This window comes from Marinobacterium nitratireducens, from assembly GCF_014645375.1.
GTDB lineage: Bacteria > Pseudomonadota > Gammaproteobacteria > Pseudomonadales > Balneatricaceae > Marinobacterium_A > Marinobacterium_A nitratireducens.
In genome coordinates this window covers 1-12452 of sequence record NZ_BMLT01000007.1, presented here as the reverse complement: position 1 = coordinate 12452, position 12452 = coordinate 1, and the positions used below count along the sequence as shown (strand labels likewise).

11 protein-coding genes are annotated in these 12452 nt (G+C 58.5%); 1 reads left to right on the top strand and 10 read right to left on the bottom strand.

Annotated features, from left to right (window positions below):
* Positions 1-2 precede the first annotated feature (2 nt).
* The 5 genes from tpiA to gap all read right to left on the bottom strand — a co-directional run bounded on the left by tpiA (position 3) and on the right by gap (position 4826).
* Positions 3-776, bottom strand: a complete 774-nt coding sequence (gene tpiA, locus IEX85_RS14115; protein ID WP_188861267.1) for a triose-phosphate isomerase — start codon at positions 774-776, stop codon at positions 3-5.
* 11 nt (positions 777-787) lie between these two features.
* Positions 788-2089, bottom strand: a complete 1302-nt coding sequence (gene eno, locus IEX85_RS14110) for a phosphopyruvate hydratase (RefSeq protein WP_188861266.1) — start codon at positions 2087-2089, stop codon at positions 788-790.
* Between the two features lie 9 nt (positions 2090-2098).
* Positions 2099-2266 (bottom strand): hypothetical protein, encoded by a 168-nt coding sequence (locus IEX85_RS14105; RefSeq protein WP_188861265.1) that lies wholly within the window; start codon positions 2264-2266, stop codon positions 2099-2101.
* An 88-nt stretch (positions 2267-2354) separates the two neighbouring features.
* Positions 2355-3803 carry a pyruvate kinase gene (gene pyk / locus IEX85_RS14100; protein ID WP_188861264.1) on the bottom strand — a complete coding sequence of 483 codons (1449 nt, stop codon included), beginning with the start codon at positions 3801-3803 and terminating at the stop codon, positions 2355-2357.
* Between the two features lie 12 nt (positions 3804-3815).
* Positions 3816-4826 carry a type I glyceraldehyde-3-phosphate dehydrogenase gene (gap, locus tag IEX85_RS14095; protein WP_188861263.1) on the bottom strand — a complete coding sequence of 337 codons (1011 nt, stop codon included), beginning with the start codon at positions 4824-4826 and terminating at the stop codon, positions 3816-3818.
* A 198-nt stretch (positions 4827-5024) separates the two neighbouring features.
* Here gap and IEX85_RS14090 point away from each other — a divergent pair, with 198 nt between their 5' ends.
* Positions 5025-5219, top strand: a complete 195-nt coding sequence (locus tag IEX85_RS14090) for a hypothetical protein (protein ID WP_188861262.1) — start codon at positions 5025-5027, stop codon at positions 5217-5219.
* Between the two features lie 382 nt (positions 5220-5601).
* Here IEX85_RS14090 and IEX85_RS14085 read toward each other — a convergent pair whose 3' ends face one another.
* The 5 genes from IEX85_RS14085 to IEX85_RS14065 form a co-directional block, all read right to left on the bottom strand.
* Positions 5602-6924, bottom strand: a complete 1323-nt coding sequence (locus tag IEX85_RS14085; RefSeq protein ID WP_188861261.1) for an NAD(P)/FAD-dependent oxidoreductase — start codon at positions 6922-6924, stop codon at positions 5602-5604.
* Between the two features lie 261 nt (positions 6925-7185).
* Complete coding sequence (locus tag IEX85_RS14080; protein WP_188861260.1) at positions 7186-8223, bottom strand: ABC transporter permease; 1038 nt, start codon at positions 8221-8223, stop codon at positions 7186-7188.
* A gap of 37 nt (positions 8224-8260) precedes the next feature.
* Positions 8261-9808, bottom strand: coding sequence for a sugar ABC transporter ATP-binding protein (locus tag IEX85_RS14075; protein ID WP_188861259.1), 1548 nt, complete (start codon positions 9806-9808; stop codon positions 8261-8263).
* 41 nt (positions 9809-9849) lie between these two features.
* Positions 9850-10782: a sugar ABC transporter substrate-binding protein gene (locus tag IEX85_RS14070; protein ID WP_188861258.1), complete on the bottom strand. Its 933-nt coding sequence runs from the start codon at positions 10780-10782 to the stop codon at positions 9850-9852.
* 256 nt (positions 10783-11038) lie between these two features.
* On the bottom strand, positions 11039-12052 hold the full coding sequence (locus IEX85_RS14065) for a LacI family DNA-binding transcriptional regulator (RefSeq protein ID WP_188861257.1): 1014 nt from the start codon (positions 12050-12052) through the stop codon (positions 11039-11041).
* Positions 12053-12452: the final 400 nt, after the last annotated feature.

Sequence of the window (12452 nt, the reverse complement as noted above, 5' to 3'; positions counted from 1 at the left end):
ACTCAGGCCAGGCTGCGCGAATGCCCGGACAACGTCGCGCAAATGCGGATGAAGGCCCTGGCGTCCAGTGAGGCGCCGCCCACCAGGCCGCCGTCGACATCCGGCTGGGCAAACAGCTCGGCGGCGTTGTCCGCCTTGACGCTGCCGCCGTAAAGCAGGGGTAGCGTCTTGGCGATTTCGGCACACTGCTCGGCGACGAGGCCGCGAATAAAGGCATGCACGGCCTGGGCCTGCCCGGGCGTCGCGGTTTCGCCGGTGCCGATCGCCCAGACCGGCTCATAGGCAATGACGCTGTCGCGAAGCGCCTCAATGCCAAGGGTGTCGATGACCGTCTGCACCTGGTGCGCCACGACCGCTTCAGTCTGACCGGCCTGGCGTTCCGCCAGTGTCTCGCCGACGCACAGGACCGGTACCAGCCCCGCGGACTTCGCCGCGGCAAACTTCTGCGCCGTATCCGCATCGCGTTCACCGAACAGCTGGCGCCGCTCCGAGTGGCCGACCAGCACATAATGGCAGCCAAGATCCGTCAGCATCGTCGCGCTTACTTCGCCGGTGTAGGCGCCGGCCGGAAACTGACTCAGAGTCTGGGCGCCGAGGCCAATGCCGGTATCAACGAGGCGTTCACTCAGCTGCGACAGATATGGAAAGGACGGGCACAGGACGATCCGAACGTCGTTGATGCCTGTTAGCGCAGGTAGCAGCTCATCGAGCAGTGCCGCGTTGGTGGCCAGGCTGCCGTTCATCTTCCAGTTGCCTATGACAAGTGGGGTTCTCATCGTAGATGCCCTCAGTCTCGGTTGACGTTGATCGCTGCAAGCCCCGGGTAGGGGGCTTTGTCGCCGAGCTCTTCCTCGATGCGCAGCAGTCGGTTGTACTTGGCCACGCGGTCGGAGCGGCACAGGGAACCGGTCTTGATCTGGCCGGCAGCGGTACCGACTGCCAGATCCGCGATGGTGGTATCTTCGGTTTCGCCGGAACGGTGGGAGATAACGGCGGTGTAGCCGGCATCCTTGGCCATCCTGATCGCGTCCAGGGTCTCGGACAGGGAGCCGATCTGGTTGAACTTGATCAGGATGGAGTTGCCGATGCCCTTCTCGATACCTTCCTTCAGGATCCTGGTGTTGGTCACGAAGAGGTCGTCACCGACCAGCTGCACCTTGCTGCCGATCCTGGAGGTCAGGTAAGCCCAGCCGGACCAGTCCGACTCGTCCAGACCGTCCTCGATGGAGACGATCGGGTAGTTTTCGGTCAGTGAGCTGAGGAAGTCGCTGAAACCTTCGGAGTCGAAGACCTTGCCTTCACCGGAGAGAATATACTTGCCGTCCCTGTAGAACTCGGATGCCGCGCAGTCCAGCGCCAGAGTCACGTCGCTGCCCAGCCTGTAACCGGCGTTCTCGATCGCCTCGCGGATTACGACCAGGGCTTCTTCGTTGGAGCCCAGATCCGGGGCGAAGCCGCCTTCGTCACCGACGGCTGTATTGAGGCCACGGGCCTTGAGCACGGCTCTCAGCGCGTGAAAGATCTCGGCGCCGCAGCGCAGGGCTTCGGCGAAGGACGGCGCCGCAACCGGCTGCACCATGAATTCCTGGATGTCGACGTTGTTGTCCGCGTGCTCGCCGCCGTTGAGGATATTCATCATCGGTACCGGCATCGCGTACTGACCGGCGGTACCGTTCAGCTCGGCGATGTGTGCGTAGAGCGGCATACCCTTCTCGGTGGCAGCAGCCTTGGCCGCAGCCAGGGAGACCGCCAGAATGGCGTTGGCGCCGAAGTTGGACTTGTTTTCGGTGCCGTCGAGCTCGAGCATCCTGTTGTCCAGTGCACGCTGGTCGGCGGCATCCATGCCCACCAGGGCATCGCGGATCGGGCCGTTGACGGCGGCGACCGCCTTCAGCACGCCCTTGCCGAGGTAGCGGGACTTGTCGCCATCACGCAGCTCGAGGGCTTCGCGGGAACCGGTCGATGCGCCGGACGGTGCGCAGGCGCTGCCGCTCACGCTGGACGCCAGTATGACGTCGGCTTCAACGGTCGGGTTACCGCGCGAATCCAGTACTTCACGGGCGCGGATGTCTTGGATCTGAGTCTGCATGGTCGGCCCTTAAAAGTCGTATTCGAAGCGATGGGTGGCGCTGGTACGCTCTTCTGCGACGCGGATGGCGTCAGTGCGTTCGAGCAGTTCCTGTTGCTCGGCCACTTCGGCGCGGAAATCAAAATCGTTGGGCCAGTCGTCCGCGACCCAGGCCAGGGTTTGTTCAGTCTGTTGCATGTCGGTGTCCTGTTGTTATTTGAGGTTTACTGATGCCTGAGGCGTAAGGCGTAAGGCGTCAGGAGCAAGCTTTCTAACGCTTAACGCCTCACTGAATCGCATCGCCGACCCGGACAATCTTCAGCGTATTGGTGCCACCGTGTGCCTTGACGTAGTTGCCCTTGGTGATAATCACCAGGTCGCCGTCGCGGACGATACCGCGCTCCAGCAGGGCGTCGACGGCGCGTGCGTTGACCTCGTCGTTGGGGATCCGCTCGCTGTCGAACGGCACCGTCTGCACGCCGCGGAACAGCGCCACCCTGTGCTGGGTGCGGGGATCGGCGGAGAAGGCGAAGATCGGTAGCGACGAGCGGATGCGTGACATCAGCAGCGGCGTATCACCCGACTCGGTCATGCAGATAATGGCCCTGACGCCATCGAGGTGATTGGCGGCGTACATGGCCGACATCGCGATGGTTTCGTCGACGGCGAGGAAGCGCTCGTCGACGCGGTGGCCGGAGCGGTGTGCCTGCGGGTGTTTTTCGGCGCCGATAATGACGCGCGCCATTGCCTCCACCGTTTGCACCGGGTAGTCGCCGGCGGCGGTTTCGGCCGACAGCATTACCGCATCGGTGCCGTCCAGTACCGCGTTGGCGACGTCGAACACTTCGGCGCGGGTCGGCAGCGGGCTGGCGATCATCGACTCCATCATCTGGGTGGCGGTGATCACCACGCGATTCAGCGCCCGGGCGCGGTCGATGATGTGTTTCTGCACGCCGATCAGTTCGGCGTCACCGATTTCAACACCCAGATCGCCGCGGGCGACCATGACGCCGTCGGAGGCTTCGATAATGGCATCGAGCGTCGCGTTGTCGGCGACCGCTTCGGCGCGTTCGATCTTGGCAATCAGCCGGGCATTACCACCTGCCGCCAGCATCAGTTCACGGGCGGTCGTCATGTCGGCTGCGTCGCGCGGGAAGGAGACGGCGAGATAGTCGACGCCGATCTCGGCAGCGGTGCGGATATCGGCGCGGTCCTTGTCGGTCAGCGCGGCGGCCGAGAGGCCGCCGCCGAGACGGTTGATGCCCTTGTTGTTGGACAGCGGGCCGCCAGTGATGACGCGACAGTGCAGCCGTGTATTCTCGATCTGCTCGACCTCGAGCACGATGCGGCCGTCATCTAGCAGCAGGGTGTCGCCGATGCGACTGTCGCTGATCAGGGCTTCGTAGTCGATACCGACGGCGTCAACTGTGCCGGCGTCCTTGTCCATGGCCGCATCCAGGATGAAGGTGCGGCCGGCCAGCAGGTCGACCTTGCGCTGTGCGAAACGCGCGATACGGATCTTGGGACCCTGCAGATCGCCAAGCACGGCAACGTGACGCCCCTGCTGTCGGGCCAGTTCGCGCACCAGGTCGGCACGCTGGCGGTGATCTTCGGGCGAGCCATGGGAAAAGTTAAGGCGTACCACATTCACGCCTGCCTTGATCAACCGGCCGATTACGTCGGGCGAGCTGCTGGACGGTCCCAGGGTTGCGACGATCTTGGTTCTGCGGTTCATGTATGTCTCCCGTTACTGGCGGCCGAGCAGCGCCAGGGTGTTGTCGAGCATCCGGTTGGAGAAGCCCCACTCGTTGTCGTACCAGGCCATCACCTTGACCAGGCGGCCGTTGACCTTGGTCTGGGTGGCGTCGAAGTTGGATGAGGCCGGGTTGTGGTTGAAATCGATCGACACCAGCGGTGCGTCGTTATACGCCAGGATGCCTTTGAGCGGCCCGGCGGCGGCGTCCGCCAGAATGCGGTTGACCTCATCGACACTGGTGTTGCGCGAGGCGATGAAACTCAGGTCCACGAGGGAAACATTGATGGTCGGCACCCTTACTGCCATGCCGTCCAGCTTGCCGTTGAGTGCCGGCAGCACCAGGCCGACCGCCGCGGCAGCGCCGGTCTTGGTTGGAATCATCGACTGGGTCGCTGAACGGGCACGGTAGAGATCGCTGTGATAAACGTCGCTCAGGTTCTGGTCGTTGGTGTACGCGTGGATGGTGGTCATCAGACCGTTCTCGATGCCGAGGGCGGCATGCAACGGCTGGGCGATGGGTGCCAGGCAATTGGTGGTGCAGGAGGCGTTGGAGATGATCTGCTGGCGGCCATCGAGAATATCGTGGTTGATGCCGTAGACCACCGTTGCGTCCGCATCGTTGGCCGGGGCCGAAATGATCACCTTCTGCGCGCCGGCCTCCAGGTGGGCCGCCGCCTTGGCCCGGCTGGTGAACAGGCCGGTGCATTCGTACACCACGTCGATACCCAGCTCGCCCCAGGGGAGCTTCGCTGGATCGCGCTCGCTGAACGTGCGGATGACGTCGTCATTGATAATCATGCAATGGCCGTCGACCAGCACGGTGCCGGCGAAGCGCCCGTGGACCGAGTCGAAGCGGGTCAGGTGCGCGTTGATCCCGGCGTCGCCGAGATCATTGATTGCGACGATCTGAATGCGGTCACGGTAACCGGACTCGTAGAGGGCGCGCAGTACGTTGCGGCCGATACGTCCATAACCGTTAATCGCGACTCGAATGGCTGCCATGACGGACCTCCTGCGGATTGCCTGTCTCCAGGCTCGTTATTGAAATTGTAATTCCATATAATACACGTATAGAATAAATGTTCTATTTATTTTTGCTGGTTTTTTGAACCTTCTGGCTCATTCGAGGGCCTTGGCCGATATACTGGTGTCGGCTGCTGGTAGGGAGCCTGAGATGGGAAGTTGATAGGGAAGAGACGGATGAAAGAGAGAGACCTGATTTTTTTCCGGCCGCTGTGGCGCCGTGTCGCCGTAACGGTTATCTGTGTGCTTTGGTCAATCGTCGAATGGGTCACGCAGAATCCATTCTGGGGCATCGTTTCGGCGGGGCTGGCGGGGTACTGCTACTGGGCGCTGTTCGTCAATTTCGACGACTCCGAATCCAGGGATCCGTAACGCGTTGCCTGCGATGCCTTTCCGGCGTTAATCGATGGTGGATCCGGCGCTGCGCGCCTTGTTCCACCCTGCATGACAATGTAACCACCAGGGACGGCGGGTGGCCGCCCCGCGAAAATCCGAACGCGGCCCGCCTGAGTATGTGAGATTTGTCTTCGGGACCCCATCGTGGGATCTGAGATCAATACTGTGAGAACCTCAACTTTTGAGGGGTTATGACGCAGTAAGCCCGGTGCATACCGACTGCAGAGTCCCGATGTGGCTACACTCATCTACGAAATATGCCCTCCTAACCTAACGTGAGAAGAGCAAAAAAGCGCCCGCAGTTGCGGGCTTAACTTTATTTATCAATATATTAGTTACTCGACATCTCAAATTATCGTCAGTGTAGTTTCATTTTTGGCCTGATCACTTTTGAAATGCGATCGGCTAGGACAACCAAAGTACCTCTGAGATATCCATGAATCGATAACTGATGCATGCGATAAAGGGAGACATAGAAAAGTCTTGCCACACGGCCTTCGATAAACAAGCTATTTCTGTGCAGGTTACCCATCAAATTACCGACAGCACTGAATCGACTTAGGCTCACGAGAGAACCATGATCTTTATATCGATAATCTTTTAGACTACCCGCATTAATTCCCCTGATAATATTGGTAAAAACTATCGAAGCCATCTGATGAGCTGCCTGTGCCCTCGGTGGAACGAGCTTTCCATTATCCTGTGTGAAAGAGCAACAGTCACCTATTACCCATATATTCTTGCAACCACTAGCTTGCAGCGTTTTCTCTACCACAATCTGGTTACTTCGATTAGTGGTTAGGCCCTCGATTCTTGAGATAAAATCCGGAGCCTTCACTCCTGCCGCCCAGACAATCAAGTCAGCATCGATAAGCTCACCATCATTGGTATGAAGTCCCTCCCTAGTTGCGGAACTTACCATGACGGAGGTTCGTATTTTCACTCCGAGCTTCTCCAGTTCTCTCGCAACGGTTACCGAGATGCGTTCGGGGAGCGCAGGCAGTACCCTTGAACCGGCTTCAATCAGTGTAATGTCCAGTTGATCCCGCGACATGCGCGGCATGCCATGGGACTTGAGCAGATCGGTTACATGGTACAGTTCAGCCGCCAGCTCTACGCCCGTGGCACCTGCTCCTACAATCGCTATCCGCAGGCCTTCTCCCGCCCCGAACTGGTGAATTCCCGTAAATTTGTTTATAAGAGCATTTTGGAATCTTTCAGCTTGTTTGTAAGAGTCGAGAAAGTAGCAGTTTTCCTTAACCCCTTTTATTCCAAAATCATTGGACAGGCTTCCCAATGCGAGAACCAGGGTATCATACTCAATCGTTTTCTCATGCAATAGCTGATTGCCATTCGCATCAATTATTGGACCAAGAAGGATACGGTTTTCGCCAGTATTAATATCGATCAACTCACCCAACTCAAAATTATAGCCATTCCGTGCCGCGTGTGCATGATAGACCACACAGTCGGTACCAGAGTCCAGCGTTCCTGTTGCAACCTCGTGCAACAATGGCTTCCAAATATGAATACGGTTTCGGTCTACTAACGTCACCGAAACCTTTCTATTTCTTCCAAGCTTTTTACCCAGCTTGGTAACTAGCTCGAGGCCACCGGCACCACCTCCTACAACAACAATGTTGTGAATTTTAGGTGATTCAGAAAAGCTCATATCAGCCATATCAACTCCTAATTAGAATTATTTATAAATTTTGAACTCAAGCTAAGTGTTGGTAATAAATTGGGCTGATCAAATCGATACGACATGTATATAAACGTCGTGATGGCGTTCTACCAAAAGAGCCCGTTCCTGGCAAACGGGCTCTTTGTAAATGACCGAGTAATATTATTTAAACGGGATTGCGCTGTTAGCCCTTAAGCCCTTTGGTCCTTTGACGCAGGGGCGCCGAAGCGCCCCGCGTGTATTGCAGCTTTGAACCCGTCAGGTCTTCTTGCTGCGCTTGCTCTGGCGGTGCATATCGACCACGACGGCGACGACGATAATGACGCCCTTGATGATGTCCTGGTAGTAGGCATCGACCCGCAGGAAGGTGAAGCCCGAGAGCATCACGCCCAGGATCAGGGCGCCGATCACGGTGCCGGTGATCCGACCGCGACCGCCGGACAGCGAGACTCCGCCGATAACGGCTGCAGCGATGGCGTCGAGCTCGTACATCAAGCCCATGCCGGCCTGGGCTGTCTTGATGCGGGCGATGGCGACCATGGCGGCCAGGCCTGCCAAGAGACCTGCGATCACATAGACCTTGATCAGGTGCGTTTCGATGTTGATACCGGAGACGCGGGCCGCCTGCGGGTTGGCGCCGATGGCGTAGGTGAACTTGCCGAAGCGGGTGTAGCGCATCATGACATGGAAGAACGCCGCGACCAGCAGGAAGATGACCACCGGCATCCAGCGGTCCAGACCGTTACCCAGCATCGCGAAGCTTTCGGTGAAACCGGAAACCGGGCTGCCGTCGGTGTACCAGCGGGCGATACCGCGGGCCGAGACCATCATGCCGAGGGTGGCGATGAATGGCGGAATCTTGGTCTTGGTAATCAGCCAGCCGTTGATGAAGCCGGCCAGGGCGCCCACGCCAAGACCTACCGCCAGCGGCACGAGGAAGGGGAGGTCGGTCAGGGCGGGGAAGATCACCTTCGGCCAGGCGGAGTTCTGGGCGAAGGTTGCGGCGATCATGCCGCTCATCGCGACCACCGAGCCTGACGACAGGTCGATACCGCCGGTAATGATGACCTGGGTGACGCCGACGGCGATGATACCGATGACCGAGACCTGCAGGATGATGATCTGCAGTCGGGCCATGTTACCGAGGAAGCTCTGGTCGACCAGGAACCAGCCCAGCACCTCGAAGAAAGCGGATATACCGAACAGTACCAGCAAGATGCCGACTTCCGGCGGCAAGCGTTTTTTGGAGCCCAGTTTCGGGCTGACAGCAGTTACAGTGGTGGTGGTAGTAGACATAACGACCTCTCAAATATCCTGAAACGGCAAGTTGTTATTATTGGGCGGCCAGATCCATGATCTTCACCTGGTCCGCTTCAGAGCGATCCAGAATGCCGGTGGCGTGACCTTCATGCATGACGACAATGCGGTCGCTCATGCCGAGTACTTCGGGCATCTCGGACGAGATCATGATGACGGCAACGCCGTTGTGGGCCAGCTGGGTAATCAGGCTGTGGATCTCTGCCTTGGCCCCTACGTCGATACCGCGGGTGGGTTCGTCCAGAATCAGTATTTTCGGGTTGGTCAGCAGCCAGCGTGCGATGAGTACCTTCTGCTGGTTGCCGCCGGACAGGTTTTCGATGCACTCGTGCATGTTCGGTGTCTTGACCCGCAGCTTCTTGCACATCTCGATACAGGCGTCCACGAGCTTGCTTTCGTTGACAAAACCATTGCTGACGAAATCGTCGTGGATGACCGCGACCTGGGCATTCTCCTGGATATCCAGCGGCAGGAAGCAGCCGGTTTCCTTACGGTCCTCGGTGAGGAAGGCCATGCCGAGCTTGATGGCGTCATGGGATGTCTTGATTTCCACCGGCTTACCTTCGATCTCGATGGTGCCGCTGGTGGCCGGGGTCACGCCGAACAGCGCTTCGGCGACGTTGGAGCGGCCGGAGCCGACCAGACCCGCGAAGCCGAGAATCTCGCCCTGCCGAAGATCGAAGGAGATGTCATGGAAGACGCCCTCGAGGGTCAGGTTCTTGACCGACATGACGACATCACCGAGCTCGACCTCTTCCTTGGGAAACATCTGGGTGATTTCGCGGCCCACCATCATGCGGATGATATCGTCGCGGGTGACCTCGGAGGAGAGGTGGGTGCCGATGTAATGGCCGTCGCGGAATACCGAGAATTCGTCGGCGATTTCGAACAGCTCGTTCATCTTGTGGGTGATGTAGACGATGCCGATACCCTTGGCGCGCAGGTCGCGGATGATCTCGAACAGGTGCGCGACCTCTTTCTCGGTGATCGCCGAGGTCGGCTCGTCCATGATCAGGACATCGGAGTTGAAGGAGACCGCCTTGGCAATCTCGACCATCTGACGGTTGGCGACCGACAGTTCGCTGATTTCGGCTTCCGGGTCCAGATGGATGTTGAGTCGATCGAACAGTTCGGCAGTCATGCGGTGCATCTCGGCATGGTCCACCAGGCCGAACTTATTAAGCGGTTCGCGGCGGATCCAGATGTTTTCCGCGACGGTCATCTGATTCATCAGCAGCAGTTCCTGGTGAATCATCGCGATGCCCGCTTCCTGGGCCGCCAGCGGTGTTTCCAGTGTTACCGGTTCGCCGCGTAACCGGATTTCGCCACCGTCCGGCTGGTAGATGCCGGCGATGATCTTCATCAGCGTCGACTTGCCGGCGCCATTTTCGCCCATCAGGGCATGAACGGTACCCGGGCGGATCCGGAGGGAGACGTCATCGAGCGCCACCACGCCTGGAAACTCCTTGCGGGCATTGACGACCTCAAGCACATATTCGCTTTGGCCGGATTGCGGAACACGGTTGCCTGACGACACCGTGTCCACTTGTAGTGCGCTAACCATAACGCCTTCCCTCCGTCTTGTTTTTGTGTAATTACTGAGAGTTACTGCAGGAATTTATCGAGGTTCTCGGGGGTCACCAGCTCGAACGGTACCCAGACCTTCTGGTCGACATCCTCGCCTTTAGCCAGTTTGACTGCGGCGTCGAGTGCGCCAGCTCCCTGACCCTTGGCACTCTGGTAGACGGTTACGTCCAGGTCGCCGGCTTTCATCGCCGCCAGGGCGTCGGCGGTGGCGTCGATACCCGCAACGATGACCGAATCCATGCTGCGGCCAGAGGCCTTCAGGGCCTGGAGAGCACCGATCGCCATCTCGTCGTTATTGGAGATCACCGCATCGAACTCGAGGCCCGCGGAGATCCAGTTGGTCATCAGGTCATTGCCCTTGACGCGCATCCACTCGCCGGTCTGCTCGGCCACGACTTCCATGCCGCTGCATTCCGGCGTGGCGATGACGTCGTGGATATCCTTGGTACGCTGGATGGCCGCCTGGTTGGACAGTTCGCCCATCATCACCACGACCTTGCCCTTGCCGCCCATCAGCTTGCAGACCTCTTGGGTCTGCAGCGTGCCCGACTCTACTTCGTTGGATGCCACGAAGGCCTGGTTATCCGGCAGCATGTCGACGTTGATCGGCTGGCGGTTGACGTAGATCAGCGGGATGCCGGCATTTTCGGCGTCGTCGCTCATCGAGACTGTGGCATCGGTATCCACCGGGTTGATGATGATGGCGTCGACGCCGGAGGCGATGAAATTCTGAATCTGGTTGAGCTGGGTGCCGACTTCGTTTTTGCCATCCTCGATCTGCACGCTGACTCCCTGTTCTTCAGCAGCCTGCTCGATACTGTTGCGAAGGGTGGTGAGGAAGTTGTCGTCAAACAGTGCCATTGAGACGCCGATTTTGAGTTCGGCCAGGGCGGGGGTGGCGATCATCGCGCTTAGTAAAGCCGTTGCCAGAATTTTCTTGTTGTTGAACATGACGTGCTCCTGATTGGATCAAGGACCGGTTTGGAATGTCCGTTCCAGCCTTGTTGTTGGTATTTTTTTTATGGGTCGCCCGCCCGGGTCCGGTGGGCGAGGGTCCGTGAAAGTGGCGCTGTAGCCGGTTGGCTTGCGGGCCTTCGTTCAGGACTTGGTTTGATTCTATGAAATCTATGTTCCGAAATAAAGGTTTTTTGGAATAAATATTCTGATTTATTTTGGATTGCCCTCCAGCGCCCGTTCTGCGGGCATTTCAGCAGTTTTCCGGGGTGTAAAGCATGCAGGGCAGGGTGTGCTGCTGGCTGTTCTGCGGGGCCTCATCGAGGCACATCTGTCTGATCAGATCCGTGGCGAGCTGGCGCAGGGGCGTCGCGATCACCAGGCTGATGCGCTGATCGAGCAGCGCCTGCCGGGACGTGGTGGTCAGCTCCTGGGTAACGACTCCGAGTGGCGGGGCCCCGGCGTCGTACAGTGCCTGGATAACCCCCTCCATGCCGCCGCCGGCGACATAGATGCCGCACAGATCCGGATAGCGCTGCAGCAGATCCCGGGTGCCTTTGTAGGCCTGTTCGGGGTCGTCGTGGTTCACCAGCGGTTCCAGCACCTCTATCGCGGGTGCGTGCTCGCGACAGTAGGAACGAAACCCCATCTCGCGCAGCTCGTGGCCGATAAAGCGGTGGCTGCCGACAAAGATGCCGACCTTGCCTGGATGCGGCGCCAGGTGGGTCAGGCCCCAGGCGGCGGTCCGGCCCACCCGGCGGTTGTCCAGGCCTATATAGGCACGGGTAGGTACCACGCTCAGGGGCGACAGCAGGGCGGTGACCCGCACATCGCGGTTCTCGGCTTCCTTGATGGCTTCCAGGATCAATGGGTGTTCGTAGCAGGCGACCGCGAGGCGGTCGCGGTCGTTGGCAAGCAGCCGGATCTGGGCGGCTATCGCTTCCGGTGAGCGGTCGCGGATGTAGTCGAAGCGGGCATCGGGGGGCGATTCAGCTTCGCGGATGGCGGCTTCGAGCTGGTCGCTGAATTCCTGATAGAACTCTTGGACTGGATCGAGCAGCAGAAAGCCGAGCCGGCGCTGGTCGGTTTCCGGTGGCTGGGGAGCTGCCTTTTCCGCTACTGAGTAGCCGATCGCCGCGGCGGCGTCGAACACGCGTCGTGCCGTGGCCTGGCGTACCGGTGCCCGGGCATTGAGGACGCGATCTACCGTCGACAGGCTGAAACCGCAGGCCTTGGCGACGTCGGCTAGAGTGGGGCGTTGTTTCATTCTTAATGTTTGGAATTTTTATTCTAACTGTTGTAAAAGCCTGATCCGAAAGGCGGTGGATGTCAAATGACGCTTTGATATTTCATTTTCTCTCATTTCTCTGAAACGCACCGGAACCAGCCTTGCGGTACTTTGAAAGTAAGTAAGGCACTATATTTAAAAGGATTATGTTCGAAAAAAGGCCGCATTTTGAAGATATTTCATCGATGAAAGACAGAACGGCATTTTTTTTCATTTATTTCAATTGAAATAAATATTCCAAGTAGTATAGTTCGTGGTATATTCATTCCGAAGCGATGCCATTGCCTGGCGCAGTCCTGACAACCGGCCCAAGGGAACAATAAGATGAAAATAGCCCTCGACCCTTACATGCACCGTCACCTGTCGCTGCCCGAGATCT